The organism is Falsiruegeria sp. JB4-1 (assembly GCF_055693495.1).
On record NZ_JBVFTZ010000002.1, the window covers coordinates 259,890 to 275,809 of the forward strand.

The 15,920-nt window shown below is 57.0% G+C and carries 19 protein-coding genes and 2 pseudogenes; 11 read left to right on the forward strand and 10 right to left on the reverse strand.

The genetic code is table 11. The features are described from left to right. The first annotated feature begins 73 nt into the window (after window positions 1-73). Window positions 74-853, forward strand: a complete 780-nt coding sequence (locus ACZ1HE_RS23185; protein ID WP_472625026.1) for a class I SAM-dependent methyltransferase — start codon at window positions 74-76, stop codon at window positions 851-853. 14 nt (window positions 854-867) lie between these two features. Here the strand turns inward: ACZ1HE_RS23185 and ACZ1HE_RS23190 are convergent, their stop codons facing one another. The 7 genes from ACZ1HE_RS23190 to ACZ1HE_RS23220 are packed head-to-tail and all read right to left on the reverse strand — an operon-like array spanning window position 868 to window position 6,599. Further along, window positions 868-2,250, reverse strand: coding sequence for an aminotransferase (locus ACZ1HE_RS23190; RefSeq protein WP_472625028.1), 1,383 nt, complete (start codon window positions 2,248-2,250; stop codon window positions 868-870). Window positions 2,251-2,263: 13 nt separating this feature from the next. Continuing rightward, a complete protein-coding gene (locus ACZ1HE_RS23195; RefSeq protein WP_472625030.1) occupies window positions 2,264-3,439 on the reverse strand; it encodes an aminomethyl transferase family protein in 1,176 nt (391 codons plus the stop codon). Further along, window positions 3,436-3,960 (reverse strand): phytoene desaturase family protein, encoded by a 525-nt coding sequence (locus ACZ1HE_RS23200; RefSeq protein ID WP_472625032.1) that lies wholly within the window; start codon window positions 3,958-3,960, stop codon window positions 3,436-3,438. The genes ACZ1HE_RS23195 and ACZ1HE_RS23200 overlap by 4 nt, the downstream gene beginning before the upstream one ends. Continuing rightward, the gene (locus tag ACZ1HE_RS23205; RefSeq protein ID WP_472625034.1) at window positions 3,957-4,262 is read right to left on the reverse strand and encodes a hypothetical protein; all 306 of its coding nucleotides are present in this window, start codon (window positions 4,260-4,262) and stop codon (window positions 3,957-3,959) included. Before ACZ1HE_RS23205 ends, ACZ1HE_RS23200 begins: the two co-directional genes overlap by 4 nt. Continuing rightward, the gene (locus ACZ1HE_RS23210; RefSeq protein ID WP_472625036.1) at window positions 4,259-4,504 is read right to left on the reverse strand and encodes a hypothetical protein; all 246 of its coding nucleotides are present in this window, start codon (window positions 4,502-4,504) and stop codon (window positions 4,259-4,261) included. Before ACZ1HE_RS23210 ends, ACZ1HE_RS23205 begins: the two co-directional genes overlap by 4 nt. Beyond that, window positions 4,498-4,965 carry an FAD-dependent oxidoreductase gene (locus tag ACZ1HE_RS23215; protein WP_472625038.1) on the reverse strand — a complete coding sequence of 156 codons (468 nt, stop codon included), beginning with the start codon at window positions 4,963-4,965 and terminating at the stop codon, window positions 4,498-4,500. The genes ACZ1HE_RS23210 and ACZ1HE_RS23215 overlap by 7 nt, the downstream gene beginning before the upstream one ends. Beyond that, window positions 4,962-6,599: a phytoene desaturase family protein gene (locus tag ACZ1HE_RS23220; RefSeq protein ID WP_472625040.1), complete on the reverse strand. Its 1,638-nt coding sequence runs from the start codon at window positions 6,597-6,599 to the stop codon at window positions 4,962-4,964. Before ACZ1HE_RS23220 ends, ACZ1HE_RS23215 begins: the two co-directional genes overlap by 4 nt. A gap of 137 nt (window positions 6,600-6,736) precedes the next feature. Here ACZ1HE_RS23220 and ACZ1HE_RS23225 point away from each other — a divergent pair, with 137 nt between their 5' ends. Genes ACZ1HE_RS23225 through ACZ1HE_RS23240 form a run of 4 tightly spaced genes read left to right on the forward strand, consistent with a single transcriptional unit; the run spans window position 6,737 to window position 8,752 of the window. Then, window positions 6,737-7,237 carry a TetR family transcriptional regulator gene (locus tag ACZ1HE_RS23225; RefSeq protein ID WP_472625042.1) on the forward strand — a complete coding sequence of 167 codons (501 nt, stop codon included), beginning with the start codon at window positions 6,737-6,739 and terminating at the stop codon, window positions 7,235-7,237. Then, window positions 7,194-7,376: a hypothetical protein gene (locus ACZ1HE_RS23230; protein ID WP_472625044.1), complete on the forward strand. Its 183-nt coding sequence runs from the start codon at window positions 7,194-7,196 to the stop codon at window positions 7,374-7,376. The genes ACZ1HE_RS23225 and ACZ1HE_RS23230 overlap by 44 nt, the downstream gene beginning before the upstream one ends. Window positions 7,377-7,403: 27 nt before the next feature. Beyond that, entirely contained in the window at window positions 7,404-8,162 is a 759-nt protein-coding gene (locus tag ACZ1HE_RS23235; RefSeq protein ID WP_472625046.1) for an MATE family efflux transporter, read from the forward strand. Beyond that, entirely contained in the window at window positions 8,159-8,752 is a 594-nt protein-coding gene (locus ACZ1HE_RS23240) for an MATE family efflux transporter (RefSeq protein WP_472625048.1), read from the forward strand. Before ACZ1HE_RS23235 ends, ACZ1HE_RS23240 begins: the two co-directional genes overlap by 4 nt. A 43-nt stretch (window positions 8,753-8,795) precedes the next feature. Here the strand turns inward: ACZ1HE_RS23240 and ACZ1HE_RS23245 are convergent, their stop codons facing one another. Beyond that, window positions 8,796-10,061, reverse strand: coding sequence for an NAD(P)/FAD-dependent oxidoreductase (locus ACZ1HE_RS23245; RefSeq protein ID WP_472625050.1), 1,266 nt, complete (start codon window positions 10,059-10,061; stop codon window positions 8,796-8,798). Between the two features lie 80 nt (window positions 10,062-10,141). Here ACZ1HE_RS23245 and ACZ1HE_RS23250 point away from each other — a divergent pair, with 80 nt between their 5' ends. The 4 genes from ACZ1HE_RS23250 (at window position 10,142) to ACZ1HE_RS23265 (ending at window position 13,454) form a co-directional block, all read left to right on the forward strand. Then, the gene (locus tag ACZ1HE_RS23250) at window positions 10,142-10,471 is read left to right on the forward strand and encodes a hypothetical protein (protein WP_472625052.1); all 330 of its coding nucleotides are present in this window, start codon (window positions 10,142-10,144) and stop codon (window positions 10,469-10,471) included. A 176-nt stretch (window positions 10,472-10,647) separates the two neighbouring features. Further along, window positions 10,648-11,058 carry a TetR family transcriptional regulator gene (locus ACZ1HE_RS23255; RefSeq protein WP_472625054.1) on the forward strand — a complete coding sequence of 137 codons (411 nt, stop codon included), beginning with the start codon at window positions 10,648-10,650 and terminating at the stop codon, window positions 11,056-11,058. After that, window positions 10,998-11,315, forward strand: a complete 318-nt coding sequence (locus ACZ1HE_RS23260; RefSeq protein WP_472625056.1) for a TetR family transcriptional regulator C-terminal domain-containing protein — start codon at window positions 10,998-11,000, stop codon at window positions 11,313-11,315. The genes ACZ1HE_RS23255 and ACZ1HE_RS23260 overlap by 61 nt, the downstream gene beginning before the upstream one ends. A 75-nt stretch (window positions 11,316-11,390) precedes the next feature. Further along, on the forward strand, window positions 11,391-13,454 hold the full coding sequence (locus ACZ1HE_RS23265; protein WP_472625058.1) for an oxidoreductase: 2,064 nt from the start codon (window positions 11,391-11,393) through the stop codon (window positions 13,452-13,454). A gap of 108 nt (window positions 13,455-13,562) precedes the next feature. Here the strand turns inward: ACZ1HE_RS23265 and ACZ1HE_RS23270 are convergent. Beyond that, window positions 13,563-13,894: pseudogene (locus ACZ1HE_RS23270) on the reverse strand (IS6 family transposase); the annotation flags it as partial. A 73-nt stretch (window positions 13,895-13,967) separates the two neighbouring features. On the opposite strand from ACZ1HE_RS23270, the gene ACZ1HE_RS23275 reads away from it, so the two are divergent. Further along, window positions 13,968-14,168, forward strand: a complete 201-nt coding sequence (locus ACZ1HE_RS23275; RefSeq protein ID WP_472625060.1) for a hypothetical protein — start codon at window positions 13,968-13,970, stop codon at window positions 14,166-14,168. 188 nt (window positions 14,169-14,356) lie between these two features. Beyond that, window positions 14,357-14,985 (forward strand): annotated as a pseudogene (locus ACZ1HE_RS23280) (helix-turn-helix domain-containing protein). Between the two features lie 52 nt (window positions 14,986-15,037). Here ACZ1HE_RS23280 and ACZ1HE_RS23285 read toward each other — a convergent pair. Beyond that, a partial coding sequence (locus tag ACZ1HE_RS23285; RefSeq protein ID WP_472625062.1) for a heme-dependent oxidative N-demethylase family protein occupies window positions 15,038-15,920 on the reverse strand: 883 nt, incomplete at its 5' end.

The window sequence follows — 15,920 nt, forward strand, 5'->3', positions numbered from 1 at the left end:
GATGCCTGCCGGGGGTCTATCTTTGGTGTGGTGAGTGAAGTCTGCGGAGCGTTGGCACGATAGGGGAGAAAGAATGTCGGACGAAATCCTTTATGACCGCCAGGTCATCGACTTTTTGGAAGAGCTTTGGGGAGAGGGGTTCTTGTCCCCCGGTGGTGCAGGCGAAGTGGCTCGGGTGGTCGAAGGTGTGGATCTGAAAGGCAAGCATATCCTTGATATCGGGTGCGGATCGGGCGCCATCGCCGTGCTTTTGGCAGGTCAAATGGGGGCTGGAAAAGTCACAGGCATAGACGTCGAGGCACCGGTTTGCGAAGCCGCGCGACAGAGGGTCAGGGACGCGGGCCTGGAGGCGAAAGTTGAGATCATCAAAGTCTCTCCTGGGCCAATGCCATTTGATGCCGAAACATTTGACGTCGTGTTCTCAAAGGATTCCATTATCCATATCCCGGACAAGGCAGCCTTGGCCGCGGAAGTGCTGCGGGTGTTGAAACCAGGTGGAGCTTTTGCTGCGTCTGACTGGCTGACCAAACACGATGGTGAGATGTCGCCCGAGATGGCCCACTATGTAAAGATGGAGGACCTGGAGTTTCAAATGGCCTCGCCCGCAAAGTACCGTGTGGCGATGGAAGGGGCAGGGTTTGAAACTGTGGAGCTGGTCAATCGCAATCCCTGGTATTCCCAGGTATCGGCAGCAGAGCTTGCCGAGTTGACGGGCCCGAATCGCGCCAAATGGGAAGCGCGGCACGGTGCAGATTTCATCAAGCACCAGATCGAAATCTGGGATGCAATGCAGCCAGTGCTGAAGTCGGGGGAACATTGCCCCCATCACATTCGCGGACGTAAACCCGGATGATCAAGTGACGAGGGCTACGACTTCTCGTAGCCCTGGCTGACCTGCGCCATCCCGGCCTCCATGATGTCGAACATGTCATCGATCTGCGCGGGTGTGATGATCAATGGAGGCGAGAAGACCGCCATATTCCCGAAGGGGCGGAGCAATAGCCCCAGTTCTTCGCAGGCGTCATCCAGCTTTTGTCCGAACTTCACATCGGCCTCATAGCTTTGGTTGTTCAGGTCTGGACGGCACTCGATACAGCCCAGAAGACCATCCCCACGCACGTCCCCGACAATCGGGAAACGGTCCTTGATCTGTTGCAGCCTGTCCCGGAAATGCGGCGTGACGCGCCGTACATGTCCAAGGATGTCTTCACTTTCCATGATCTCGATGTTCTTGATCGCGGCCGCGCAGCTGACGGGGTGCCCTGTGTAGGTGTAGCCGTTGTAGAAAACGTCATCGCCCGGCGCGTCAGAAATACGTTTGATCACCGCATCCGAGATGATGCACGCCCCAAGCGGCAGGTAGCCTGAGGTCAAACCCTTTGCACAGGTGATGATGTCAGGAACGATGTCAAAGACGTCTTCTGATGCAAACCAGTGCCCCAACCGCCCAAAGCCGGTGACCACCTCGTCGGAAATGTAGAGGATGTCATGTGCGCGGCAGATCTCGAGCGTGCGTTTGTGGTAGCCGGGCGGGGGGACGATGACACCTCCCGAACACAGGATCGGCTCGGCGATAAAGGCGGCGATCTTGTCGGCGCCAACTTTTGCGATCATCTCCTCCAGATCGGCGACCTTGGCGTCGCACCATGCCTCGACACTCATTCCGTCCGACCGGAGGTAGGGGTTCACGTCTGGCAGAAAGCGAACAAGGTCCAGTGCCTTGTCGAAGCTGTTTTCAAAGCGTTCTTTGCCAGTGACGGTCGCGGCCAGAAAGGTTGATCCGTGGTATCCTTTTTCGCGTCCCAGTATGATTTTCTTGTCTGGACGTCCCAGCCGCTTGTTCATGAACAAGGCCGTACGCAGAGCGGTATCAACGGCCGTCGATCCGCCGGTGGTGAAGTGCACCGTGTTCAGATCGCCCGGCGCGCGCTCTGCAATCATTCTGGCCAGCACGGCTGCGGGTTCGGTGGTGAACGACCATGGGGACGCATAAGGCATCTGCATGACCTGAGCGGAAATCGCGTCGGCCATATCCTGACGGCCATAGCCGATTTGGGTGCACCACATGCCGCCGGGCCCATCGATGTAGCGCTTTCCGGATGCATCCCACAAATAGATGCCGTCTGCAGTGTTCACACGCATGTATTCCGTGGCCCCGAAACCAGCGGTGTCCGCCCAGGGGTGCAGGTTGTGATCGCGATCCCAATCAACAAGATCGCCATCGGTTGGAGTGTTGCCTAGTGTATTCACGTCTGCTCCTCCGTCAGGTGCGGGCGGGTGGTGTTGCGCGAGCGCGCGGTGGTGCAAAGAAGGCGCCGTGAACGGGTGTAAGACGTGCCATTCTGGTGTCCCACTTGCCTTCTTCCAATGTGTAGATCTCTGCCATCAGCCTGGACGCGCGCTGCGCATCGGGCATGCGAACATGTGCAAGGGCGACGTTCTTTTTGGCTGTCGGCGACCAGATGCCCGAGGTGATGTGGCCGACTTCGCGTTTGCGCCCATTGTAAATCAGCGCGCCTTGAGCGGGTTTGAACCCTTCGACATCACAGCGCAGCAGAAGGCTCCTTTGGGCATGTTGCTTGTTCAAGAGCGCGCGTCGGCCATTGAAGTGACCCTTTTCAAAGTCGACCAACCACCCGAGGCCAAGCTCGAACGGTGTTTGTCCGCGATGCAAGCGTTCAGTGGCATGAACCGGTTGAAAGTCGACACCGGCAGTCAGAAACCCAGCCTCGATCCGGGCGATGTTCAAGGCGTCGTAACCGATGGCGCGCAACCCTTGGTGTGTGCCCGCTTGCCAAATTCGGTCCCACAGTACCTCGGCCTTATCCCAAGCACACCAGAGCTCATAGCCCAGATCGCCCGTGAACCCGGTACGAGAGATCATGAGGTCAGGCTCGATTTCGATCAGGTCGAACGGTTTCAGGTGCGCAACGTCCAGCCCGGCGGCCTCTAGAACAGCAAATGAGGTCGGGCCTTGCAGGGACAGCCCGGCGACATCGTGCGTCTCGTCTTTGACGACGACGTCAAAACCCCACGCCGCATCCAGAAGCCAGGTCAGCATGGGTTCTTGGCAGCACAGCCGCCAATCGTCGTCGCCCAGATGAAACAAGGTCCCGTCGTCGATCACCATCCCTTCTTCATCACACCAGACCGCATATCCAACGCGGCCTGTTTTGATCTTGCGGATGTCACGGGTGACCAGCCGATTGAGCATTTGCGCGGCGTCAGGGCCAGCGATCCGATACTTGTGCATCGGTGAGATGTCGAACAGCGAGGACTGGTTGCGCAGCGCGAAATACTCGAACTCCATACTGTCAAGCACGCTCGGTGCGGCGTACCCTGCCCAGTCGTACCAACTGTGCGCGCGGTTCTGTTCTGCAAGCTTGGCGTGGAACGGTCCCGGGATCAGGCCCAGTTTGGGATCAACAAAGATGCTCATTTCTGCACCTCCAATGCCGCAAGCGCAGCGTTGCGTCCGGCGAGGCCCATGACATCCCCGCCCGGGTGCGTGGCGGCTCCGCACAGGAACAGCCCCTTGGGACCAATGGCATAGCGGCTCATCCCGTTCGCAGGGCGCAAGGACAGCAGTTGATCAAGCGACATTTCCGCGTGATGCCAATGCCCGCCCGGCGCTCCGGTTGCGGCTTCGATCTGGCCGGGGGTGATGACCTGAGTGTCTGTGATCAGATCACGCAGTCCGGGAAGGGCGCGGTCTAACGTGTCGACGGTAAGCTGGGCCAGCTGATCTTGCGCCTCTTGCGTCCATCCGCCGTCAAGATCGGACGGGGCGTATTGGACAATTGCAGACAACCAATGTGATCCGTCCGGCTGCTCAGTTCTGATCGCTTCGATGACAGGCGCCTTGGACATCTCGCGGTACTTGGCGGGATTGAAGGCGGTTTCGACATAGTCCGCAGAAGGCGCATATATCAGACGCGCGTCTTTCTGGTCGGTCTTCAATCCGGGGAGGGAGACGCATCCTTTAGCCGCATGTTCACCTTGGCCGCGGTGCCGCGTGCGCGGATGTTTCGTATTCGCCGCGTGGCCTCAATGTCGAACAAGGTTGGACCGGTCAGTTGGCAGGTCAGCTGCGACGCCAGGTTGCTCAGCACCAAGGGCGCGTTCAGGGTTTGACCATCAGCAGTTTGCAACCCGGTTACCGCATCCTGATCGACAAGAATGCGAGACACCTCGGTTCCGGGGAGCAGCGTGCAGCCCGCTGCCTTCGCCCCGTCGACCAATGTGTTGACCACTGCTGTCATGCCACCGGTGGGCTGAGTGATGGTGCCGCCGTGCCCCAACCGGTAGACCAGATTGAACACTGTACCCGGTGACCTTGGGCCGGTGGCCGCCCCCGGATTGCGTCCGCCGCAAGCATGCCGACCACCGGTCCGTCCGGCAGGTCATCAAGGACGATGTCGTAGACATTGGACAGGAGAACCTGCAAGAAACGCCGCATTTCCGTCTTGCCAAGCTTTTTCAGCCCGATACCCAATTTTACCAAGCGAAACATCTCGGCCAATCTGGCCCGTGACAGGGACGCGCTGTGCCCCCTGGCGGCGGGGCTTCGGCCAACTGCCGCAGCAGCCCGCCATAGGTCTTGAACCTTTGGGTCAGCTCACACCAAGCCTTTGACTGAGGGTGCTGTGATCCATCATTCCAGTAAACGCCGCTTTCTTTAAAAACGATGTGGTTCCCGTCATCGGAAAGCGAAACGGTGTCGATCTGCTGTCCAGTAAATGTCGCGCGATCGACATCGATGCCCGCGTCCTTCAGGGCGCGTGGGCTGAGATTGTAGAGCGCGTGTGCCAGTGTCGGCCCCCCATCAACGGCATAGGAAGCCATGCCGCCGAAACTGTCCGACTTCTCAATAATGCAGACCTTCTTGCCTTTGCGCCCAAGAACAGCACCCGCAACAAGGCCGTTTATGCCGCCGCCCACGACAATCGCATCGAAATTGCTCATGCCGCGTACCCCTTCATGCGTCCGTGCCGAGTTTCGTGTCTCAGGATGGCGCGGGCTGCGTTTGCACCGGGCGCACCCATGACACCGCCGCCGGGGTGGGCAGAGGAACCGCACAGGTACAGACCTTTGATCGGCAGGCTGTATTGCGACCATCCGGGAACAGGCCGATTAAAGAACAGCTGATCAAAGGTCAGTTCACCCTGAAAGATGTTGCCTTCGGTCAGGCCAACTTCGCGTTCAATTTCCAGCGGCGAACGGACCTCCATATGAACCACACGATCGCGAATATCCGGGCAGGCAACTGAAATCTGGTTCAGCACGGTGTCGGCCATCGCGTTGCGCTGCGCGTCGGTCCAATTGTCAGCTGACCTGGTGCCGTCGATGTTCAGGTCATAAGGGGCGTATTGCACAAAGACCGTCATCATGTGAGCGCCTGTCGGGGCCATGGTCGGGTCGATCTGGCTGGGGATCAGCATGTCGATATAAGGCTTCTCGGACCAGCGACCGTCTTTCCAATCGTCATAAGCCCTTTCCAGTTCGAACAGGCTTTCAGAAACATGCATGTCGCCGCGCAAAAAGCTGGTGTGTTCCGGCGCGGCGGGAAAATCGGGGAACTGATCAAGCGAGATGTTCAGCTTGGCTGACGATCCGCGAATTTTGAAGTTGTTCACCGCTTTGGTGAACTCTTGGGGGAGGTCGGCCGTATCCACGTGGTGTTGGATGGTACGCTTGATGTCCATGTTGGACGCAACCACAGGGGCGTAGAAAACCTTGCCGTCTTCCAATGCTACGCCTTGCACCCGGCCGTCTTTGCTCAGGATTTTCTCGACCCCGGCACCGGTGTGGATCGTCCCGCCATGATCTTTGAAGCTGGCCGCAATCGCATTGGAAATGGCCCCCATTCCGCCACGCGCGAACCCCCAGGCGCCAATGCCGCCGTCGATGTCGCCCATATAGTGATGCAACAGGACATAGGCGGTGCCGGGCGAATAAACCCCAAGGCCAGTACCGATAATCCCGGACCCCGCCAAATGGGCCTTGATCAGATCGTTTTCAAAATGCTCATCCAGAAAGTCGCCAATCGACATGGTCCAGAACTTGAGCGTTTCGCCAAGCTCCCGGCTGCCCAAACCGTGCGCCTTCTTGACCAGATAGGCCAGTTCGCCAAGATCGCGCGGACGCAGAGAGGCAGGGTCCGGCGCATCGCGCAGCAGAAACGGGCGAATGAACCTGCACTGCCGCATGATCGCTTGGGAATAGGCGCGATACGCGTCTGCATCGCGTGCAGAATGCCGCGCCATTTCACGCCTTAATGCGTTGTGGTCCGAGTAGTAGGCAAAGTGGTCGCCATCGCGGGTAAAACTCGCACCCCCTTCGTAGGGGATGACTTGAAGGCCATATTTCGGCAGGTCCAGGTCCCGCGCGATCTCGCGCCGTAGCAGCGAGCAGACATACGAGCAGTTCGAATAGGTCCAGCCTTCGTGCAGCGACCTGCTGACTGCCGCCCCGCCGATCCAGTCGTTCTTTTCTACGACCAGAACATTCATCCCGGCGCGCGCCATATAAGCCGCAGCTGTCAGGCCGTTGTGACCTGCACCGACCACGATTGCGTCATATCTGCTCTCAAGTGCCAAAATTCTCTCCCCTTGCACTTTGTTTACAGAGGCAGTTCGATTTCGTAAAGTTTATTTGATCGCTCAAATAAACTTTAGATCATTGACGCCCGTTTTTCAGGCGCTGTAGATGTCCGCACGTGCAGGAGGATTGGCAGTTGGCCCAAGCAGAACAGAAGCGCCCCCGCAAAGAGCGGAAGGAAAACGCAGACCGTCGGCGGCGGCAGCTGTTGGATGCGGCGTGCCGCTCGATCCTGGCGCATGGATTGGCGAAAACCACACTGGCAACAGTTGCGTCTGAGGCGGATCTTTCGCAGGGGGTCGCCGCGTTTTACTTCAAATCAAAAGCGGGGCTGCTGACAGAAGCACTGCGCGATTTGTATCAACGCTACGAAGATCACTGGACTAAGGCGCTGGATCAAGCCGGAGGTGAACCCGCAGAACAGTTGCGCGCTTTGATACGGGCTGATTTTCATCCCGACGCCTGTGGTCCGATGGTGCTTCCACTGTGGTACGCGTTTTGGGGAGAGCTTCGGTCCCAACAGGAATACGACGAGGTGGCTAAGCCATTTCGAGGCGCGGCGTCGCGAGACGCTGTGCGCGATCTGGCAGGACTTGCTGGCAGGGCAGGGCACCTTGTCCGCTGTTCAAATGGCTGAATGGATGGAGACGCTTACAGACGGCTATTGGCAGCGCCTGCATTTGGCACCGGACAGTGTGAGCGCTGCGGAAGCAGAGCAGGCGGCCTGGGCCTGTCTTGTGCGGTTGGCGCCGGATCTGCTTGATCACGACGCCTAAGGCCGCCTGACTGGAAAGTAGAATATCATGACCGCAGAGCAGACACCCCGGCCAACGCGGTCGCCCACTGGCCGTCTTGTGCGCGAAGCGCAGCATATCGCGCGCCTTGCCTTTCCGATCGTTGTCTCCCTTGCTGCGGCAGCCTTGATCGGGGTTGTGGACACCGTGATGGTGGCCCCTTTGGGAACGCTTCCATTGGCGGCGGTGTCGATCACCACATCCGCGCTGATCATCTTCTATTCCGCGTTGTTTGGATTTGTGTCCGCCATTGGCGTTCGCATGGCCGAGGCATTTGGCAAGTCCAATGACCAAGAGCTCTTCGCAACCACAAGGATCGCACTTGTCGTGGCATTGGGGGTCGGAGCACTGGGCACTCTGATGATGCTGGCTGTGAAACCTGCCTTGGCTTGGGTCGGACAACCGACCGAGGTTCTTGAATTGCTCGGCGGCTACTGGGTATCGATGAGCCTGTTGCTGGTTCCCTTCACTGTCTTCTATGCTCTGAAAGCCCTGTTTGACGCGATTGACCGTCCCTGGATCGGTGTTGGCTTGGCGTTCTTTGCTGTCGGCTGCAACGTCCCGGCAAATTATGTGCTGATACATGGGGTTGGGGGTGGCCTGGCCTGGGGCTGGTCGGGGCGGGCATCGCGAGCCTGCTGTCCCAGACCGCCTCACTCGTCTTGGCGTTTGTTTTCTTGGGCCGGTGGAAAAGGCGGTGGGACGTGCCATCCTATTCTGGCTTTGACTGGAGCGAATTACGGCTCCAACTCAAAGAAGGATCCGTGATCTCGCTTGGTTATCTGGGGGAGGGGGCGGCCTATGCCGTCGCCGGACTGATGCTCGGATGGTTTGGTGCGGCGGCACTGGCGGCGCATCAGATCGTGTCTGCCGTGAGCGACGTCATCTACATGGTGCCCTTGGGCATTTCGATTGCGATCTCGATCCGGGTGGCCCAGGCGATTGGCGCAAATGAGAGAGAGCGGCTTAGGCCAATTGTGCTGGCATCCTTGTTTGTGGTCGTCAGTTGGATGAGCCTGGTCATAACCGGCATTCTTTTGGGGCGCGCGCCATTGGCACAAGGCTTGTCGGACGACGCCGAAGTGGTCGCGCTTGCGGTTTCGATGTTTTTGGTGATTGCGGCAATGCAGATCGCAGATGGGGTACAGGGAACGATGTTGGGCGCGTTCCGGGGGATGACGGACAATCGTATCCCGGTGGTCATCACCCTGGTTTCCTATTGGATCATCGCTTTGCCGGTAGGCTACGTTCTGGGGTTTGTACTGGATTGGGGCCCGAATGGGGTGTGGATCGGATATGGGTCCGGTCTGGGATTGGCGGCTATCGCTCTTACCTATCGTTTTTTCTCTCGGGTGTAGGTGGCGCGTTTGCCTCGTTAGAGACCGAGTTTGTCCAACAGTTTTAGACGTAAAATCTCTGCCTCAACCAGCGTTTCGCGGGCAAATGAAAGTGGCAGTGGCTTAAGTGGCGTGACAGGGAAGTCCAGTTCTTCGGGGGTTCTCCGGCAGCCCAACGCGCCAACACGCGCCCCATCGCCGTGGCGATGGCAACGCCGCGCCCGTTGTAACCAAGCCCCGCGTAGATCCACGGGGCCAGCTCGTGCAGGTGCGGATAATGGTCCCGGGTCAGCGCAACGAAACCGCCCCATGCATAGTCCCATTTTACGCCTGCCAGTTGCGGGAACAGCTCGACCGTGATGCGCTTGAGGCGTTCAATCTGTCGGCGCGTTGATCCGTCGTTATAGGTTCCGCGCCCTCCCATCAGAAATCTACCTTCAGCATCTTGTCGGAAATACAGCAACAGACGACGAGCATCGGACAGGGCATTCCCTTCGGGCAGGATGGATCGGCGAATGTTGTCCGAAAGCGGAGGCGTCGCCACCTGCACCGATCGGACGGGCAAGACAGATTTGGCGACTTTGGGATCCAGATCACCAGAATACGCGTTGGTACAGATCAGAACCTTGTCGGTAACGATGGCTCCGTTCGGTGTTTTCACCCGATATCGTCCACCTTCCGCCTGTATGTGATTGGCTGGAGTGTTGCCGTAAATCGCGACGCCGTTGCGATGCGCAGCATCTGCCAGGCCAAGGGCATAGTTCAGCGGATGCAACACGCCGCCACGCTGATCCAAGACCCCTCCGATGTAAGCTTCTGTTCCTGTCAGGCGTTGCATTTCAGCCTGATCAAGCTTCCTCATGCCTCCGCCATGTCGGTCCCAATCTTCGGCCAGCTCATGTAGCTGTTGCAGCGTCTTGGGCGTATGCGCGGCCCGCAGCCAGCCAGGGCGTTTGGCGTCGCAATTGATCTGGTGGCGCTCGATCAGATCAAACACCAAATCGCCCGCGTCCCCTGCCATTCGGATCATCCGTTCACCCCAATGATCACCGAACTTTGCCCTTATCCCCTTTGGACCATCCTTGAGGCCGACATTGATCTGTCCGCCGTTGCGGCCAGAAGCGCCCCAACCGGGATGCTGGGTGTCAATCAGGGTGACGCTGGCGCCCGCTTCGGCCAAGTGCAATGCAGCGGATAAACCGGTAAAACCGGCACCTATGATGGCGACGTCGGCCTGTTGTTCACCCCTAAGATCTGGATACGTGTCAGTATATCTGGCTGTGGCCGACCAAAGGCTGTTGGCAATGACGGGGTTCTCGTTTCGGATCATCTGTGAACCTCTGGTGCTTGCTTTGACGCAGGATAGGCATAGCTTGGGTTTCGGGAAATCACCAAGGCGGACACTACACAATGCCCAGGCTTTTGAACCAATTTGATCTGAAACCATCCGTCGAGTTGGAGGTATTCGAGCAAGCCTGGAACAGCTTTGTCGATGTCTTGATCAGCAGTGGACTGGCCGAAAAGGGCGCGCCGTTGTGTCAACGCATGCCGAGCAGTGGTTATGATACGGACGAGGTGCGTCAGCATTCTCTGATGGCGGTGATCGAGTTTCGGGATCAGGCTCAGGCAGATCGTGCATGGGCGGCCATCGAAGATCGAATTGAACCGTTGGGTCAGTCGCATCGCAAAGTCATCTCGTTGGTGCATGATCCCGTTTTCACTTTCTGGGCAGAGCTCTAAAAACCAAGCCATGTTGTCCTTAGCGTTGTGATGAATAGTTTTTCTTCCCAGTATTGAATGAGTATTCAATCAATGCAATATACTTGAAGCGAGTTCGTTTCGGCGGCGTCGGATCGCTGAGAGAATTGTTCCAAGCGGTGAATGAGCTGCGTGCAGGAAAGTTGAGAGGGGCCAGTATGAGCCAATCTGTTGAAGCCAATCCAAAGACCAACACGCGTCGCCGCACCGCGTCCAAAGAGGTGCGGCGCCAGCAGTTGATCAACGCGACCATCGATTCAATTGCCAAGAACGGGATTGGGGGCACCACCATGTCGACGGTGACCGAAAGCGCTGGCCTTTCGATGGGGATCGTCAATTTCCACTTCAAGTCCAAGCAAAACCTGCTGGAAGAAACGCTTTTGTATCTGGCCAAAGAGCATCACGAACAGTGGCTGGCTGCGTTTGAAAGCGCGGGTTTGTCCGCATCCGACAAACTGTTGGCCATCGTGGATGCGCATTTTCACCCCGGATTTGCACGCCCAAAAAATTGGCGGTCTGGTATGCGTTCTTCGGAGAGGCAGGGCGGCGCAAGGTTTATCGCAAGCTGATCGAGGAAATCGACCGGGAACGCTACACCATCGCCTTGGATCTATGTCAGCAGATCGAGGAGGAAGGCGCGTATCACGGTCTTCCACCACGACAGGTCGCCAACATTCTCGAGGCGCTTTACGACGGGATTTGGCTTGAATTGCTGGCATACCCCGAAAACTACGGACGCCTAGAAGCCCGCGATCATATCACGGCCTTCTTGTCCAAAGTCTATCCCAAACATTTCCAAATGCCCGAGTTCAAGCCGGACGCGTAGCCTGATCAGGTACTCTTGGTCCAGCCTTCTGGACCGTCCACCCCCGCGAACAAAGATAAGCAAGGACCAGACACAATGGGTCGAGATCCCCGCTACGACATTCTCTTTGAACCGATCCAGATTGGTCCGGTCACAGCACCGAACCGTTTTTTCCAAGTACCTCATTGCACCGGTATGGGGTGGCAATATCCACGAACGCTTGCGGCGATGCGCAAGGTCAAGGCGCAAGGCGGCTGGGGAGTGGTCTGCACGGAATACAACTCGATCCATCCGTCTTCGGATGACCTGCCACACCCTTATGCGTCCCTTTGGGATGACAGCGATGTCCGCGCCCATACTCTCATGACGGACGCCGTGCACGAATACGGAAGCCTGGCAGGGGCTGAGCTTTGGTATGGCGGTGCGAACGCGAACAACTTGTTTTCGCGATTGCCGGGTATGGACGTCGACAGCTTTCCAAACGCTAAGGGGCACCCTTATCAAACCCGCGCGATGGACAAGCAGGACATCAAGGACTTGCGTCGGTGGCATCGCAAAGCGGCGCTCAGGGCGCGAGAGGCGGGTTTTGATGTGGTTTATGTCTACGCAACACACGGCTACCTGATCTCGAATTTTCTGAACCCGCGCGTGAACACACGTAGCGACGAATACGGCGGCAGCCTGGAAAACCGGGTGCGTCTGACGCGCGAATTGATCGAAGAGACCAAGGATGTAGTGGGCGATCGCTGCGCGGTTGCAGTGCGGTTTTCGGCGGATGAAGAGATTGGCGAGGACGGCCAGCCGATTTTCGGTGAACGCCGCGAGATGTTTGAAAGGCTCGCGGACCTCCCGGACCTCTGGGACGTCAACATTGCTGATTATTCGCTTGAAATGGGTGTGTCGCGCTTCGTCAAAGAAGGCGCGTTGGAGCCCTATATGCAGTGGGTCAAATCGGTGACGGACAAGCCCGTGGTCACTGTGGGTCGCTTTACCTCGCCCGATACGATGGTCAGCCAGGTTCGCCGAGGCATCACCGACTTCATCGGAGCTGCGCGGCCCTCGATTGCTGATCCTTACTTGCCCAAGAAAATCGAACAAGGTCGATTGTCAGCCATACGCGAGTGCATTGGCTGCAACGTATGCTACGCCAGTGACTCCATCGGTGTTCCGCTGCGCTGCACCCAAAACCCAACGATGGGAGAGGAGTGGCGCAAGGATTGGCATCCCGAAATTATCAAGAAAAAGACCTCGGACGCCCGTGTTTTGATTGTTGGCGCTGGTGCTGCTGGGTTGGAAGCCGCGCGCGCCCTTGGTGCGCGCGGGTATGACGTCATGTTGGCCGAAGCTTCTCGTGAAATCGGTGGACGCATTGTGCGCGAAGCAGCTTTGCCCGGGATGAGCGAATACATCCGGGTCAAGGATTACCGCGAGCAGCAACTGCTCGAAATGCCCAACGTCGAAATCTTTCGCGAAAGTCGGCTGACAGTTGATGACGTGATCTCGGTCGAAGCCGATCACGTTGCGGTCGCAACTGGCGCAAGCTGGCGAAAGGAATACTACGACGACGAATGTTACAAATCGGTTGCAAGCGGTGAGGCTTTGACCCGCGTGTTCACGCCTGACGACATCATGGATGGAAACCTGCCAAACGGGCCAACCTTGGTTTTCGATGGTGATGGCTACTACATGGCAAGTGTCATCGCAGAACGGATACGTGCAGATGGGCACGCCGTCACTTTGGCTACACCATCCGATAGCGTGTCGGATTGGGCCGGAAAGACATCCGAAAGATGGCGTATTCGAACGCAATTGCACCAGCTCGGGATCGACATTCTTCCCTCACACAGCTTGACGCATTTTTCAGGCGATGCCGCCTCTTTGAATTGCGTCTACAGTGGTCGCGAAACAAAGCGGCCTGTCCAGAACATTGTGATGGTCACGGCCCGAAAACCAAATGACGGTTTGTACAAAGCGCTCAGCCTTCGCTCAGAAGACGAAAGACACCCCTTCAGCCTGACGCGGATTGGGGATTGTGAAGCACCCGGGATCATCGCAGCTGCCGTTTACGCTGGCCATCGATACGCCCAAGAGCTGGAATGCCAAGTCGACTTGGATATTCCACTTCTGCACGACCGCGTTGATGTCGGATCCAAGGGATAACCGGATCCAACCAAGGCCAAACCACCGCTCTGTTCTTCAAAGTAGCTAGGCTCAGGACACCTAGCCAATAGATGACTAAAGTGGTGAGAGCGATTGCCGAGACGGGGTTTTGTTGCGCCTCTCAGACAGCATAAATCAAGTGTTTTTCCGTGTTTGTCGACAGCGCGATAGAGATAGACCCACGTGCCCTTCATTTTGATGTATGTCTCGTCCACCCGCCAGGAGAGCGGCCACATGATCCTTTGCGTCGATGCGCGGCTTCGGCAATAGTGCCAGAGTATCCCGTGACCCAAGGATTCAGCGTTGTGTGAACCACGGCAATACCTCTCTCTCATGAATTCTTCCAGATCACGGTATGAAACGCCGTATCGGAGATAGAAGAATACCGCGAATAGGATCACGGCATTCGGATATTGCGCGCTGTTGAAGGAGATCATCAGCTGGTTTTCAGCTGGTGAATACGATTGGCCTGCCACAGCCCAACTCCAATGGCCAAAAGTTTGCAACAGAACCTTGCCTGGTACGCTGAGTGCTGAGGCGTGGAGTGACAAGCCATGGTATTACGTGCTGTCCCAGGACGATCAAATCCTGCCTTCGCCGGTGCAGGGGTATTTTGTGCAAAAGATGGGATCGCGAGTGACCGAGTTGGCGCTAGCTGGTATCGAAAGCTTACGCACCATCCGAAAGGGCCAGTCTGAATTCCGGGAACCATAGTGATCAACGAAATCTCTTTTGTCGTCACTCTCTCCATGCTCTGTCAGCAAAATAATTTTACCAACAGGAATAATTTGTGTTAACATGACCCAAGTTAGAGACGATTGCGTGACACCAGCTTGCAGAACCGGATTGGACAGGTGTAGCAAGGCTTTGAAGGTACGAAATTGAAAAAACGCAATGTAGAAATGGCGGGAAATCTGACCCAGAATCCACACTCTGTTCGGACAGGCGAACGTGAAAAAGTGCTCGAAGTTGCCATTGGTCGCGAAGTCCGTGCTTTTCGAAAGCAGCAAAACATCACCGTTGCCGAAGTGGCCAATCTGACTGGCCTGTCCATCGGCATGCTGTCCAAGATCGAAAACGGCAATACGTCGCCGTCTTTGACAACACTGCAGCTGCTGGCCGATGCTTTGTCAGTGCCTTTGACAAGCTTTTTCGCCAATTCGAAGAACGCCGCGAAGCCGTACATACCAAAGCAGGCGAAGGCGTGGAGCTGGAGCGTGAAGGGACACGCGCCAATCATCAATACAACCTGCTTGGCCACATCGGTGCCAATGGGTCAGGTGTCATTGTCGAGCCGTATCTGATTACGTTGACGGCAGAGTCAGACGTATTCCCAACATTCCAGCACGGCGGGATCGAGACGATTTATATGCTGGAAGGGGAAGTAGACTATCGTCACGGAGACAACATCTACCCGTTGCAGCCCGGCGATACCCTGTTCTTTGATGCAGATGCACCGCATGGACCAGAGCGGCTGGTCACATTGCCAGCCCGGTATCTGTCGGTGATCAGTTACCCCCAAACAAACTAAAGGCGGGAATTGACCCGCCTTCAGTGTGTGCTTTGTCTGGCCAGGTGGTGCCTTACTTGGCCAAAGGCGGTTCCGTTTCCAGATCGGGCCAAACTCCGGCTGAGGTCGGCAACCCATCGTCAAACTGACTGAGGTAGTCCAGCATCATCGGGCGGTTGTCGATGAAACCCTTGTAAGTGGCCAGTTCAACCGGCAGATCCCGAATGACCCGGTGCAGGCGACGGCCCCATTTGGGGACAGTCATCATATCCTGAAAGCTGCACAGATAGCAGCGGATCGGAAACACCAGAGCATTTGAGCGCGGCAGTCGGAAGAATGTCTGCAACTCTACCCGAAGATGTTGTTTGTAGCCGATGTTTTCCGGTGTCAGCGTGGTCTTTTGAATGCCCCACTGATGGTAGTTTTCCGGGCTGGTATCCAGCAGCGGGTTCACCGTCATGGTCCAGTTCAGGCGCCGCGCTAGCGCGCCCTGTTGGATGTTCAGCAGGAATTTGAGCGCTCGCTTGAAGATGCCCATTTCATGCGCTTTGGGCACCGGCGCATGCCATTCGAAAAAGTTCATGCCGATGTCGAAATCCAAGCTCCAATCAGCCTGCGTTGTCACCATGCCTGCGTCCATCCACAACATCTCATCACGCTGATCCAGCACGACAAAATCTCCCTGTGCCTGACGGGTGATGTATTCCATTGGCCCGTAGGGCAGGGTGGTGTCGTCCATGAATGTGAAGCTGTGGTCGATCCCCATTGGCTTGTTGATCCAACGCCATTGGTTGCCATCGCGATGCAGTTCAAACAAGTCGGGATAGTCCTCGGACTTGCTGACCATGATAAGCTCTAGCAGATCCCAGCCAGCCAAGGTCATATGCGGCATGGACTGACAGCGCAGAGGGTCTTGATCCAGAACCAAGGCGCGGTCTTTCATCTCGGCCACATAG

What these genes read in the sequence shown, in the direction of transcription:
- ACZ1HE_RS23185 (WP_472625026.1), top strand. Translation starts at nt 74, where the DNA reads ATGTCGGACGAAATCCTTTATGACCGCCAGGTCATCGACTTTTTGGAA.
- ACZ1HE_RS23195 (WP_472625030.1), bottom strand. Translation starts at nt 3,439, where the DNA reads ATGAGCATCTTTGTTGATCCCAAACTGGGCCTGATCCCGGGACCGTTC.
- ACZ1HE_RS23205 (WP_472625034.1), bottom strand. Translation starts at nt 4,262, where the DNA reads ATGACAGCAGTGGTCAACACATTGGTCGACGGGGCGAAGGCAGCGGGC.
- ACZ1HE_RS23215 (WP_472625038.1), bottom strand. Translation starts at nt 4,965, where the DNA reads ATGAGCAATTTCGATGCGATTGTCGTGGGCGGCGGCATAAACGGCCTT.
- ACZ1HE_RS23235 (WP_472625046.1), top strand. Translation starts at nt 7,404, where the DNA reads ATGACCGCAGAGCAGACACCCCGGCCAACGCGGTCGCCCACTGGCCGT.
- ACZ1HE_RS23245 (WP_472625050.1), bottom strand. Translation starts at nt 10,061, where the DNA reads ATGATCCGAAACGAGAACCCCGTCATTGCCAACAGCCTTTGGTCGGCC.
- ACZ1HE_RS23250 (WP_472625052.1), top strand. Translation starts at nt 10,142, where the DNA reads ATGCCCAGGCTTTTGAACCAATTTGATCTGAAACCATCCGTCGAGTTG.
- ACZ1HE_RS23255 (WP_472625054.1), top strand. Translation starts at nt 10,648, where the DNA reads ATGAGCCAATCTGTTGAAGCCAATCCAAAGACCAACACGCGTCGCCGC.
- ACZ1HE_RS23265 (WP_472625058.1), top strand. Translation starts at nt 11,391, where the DNA reads ATGGGTCGAGATCCCCGCTACGACATTCTCTTTGAACCGATCCAGATT.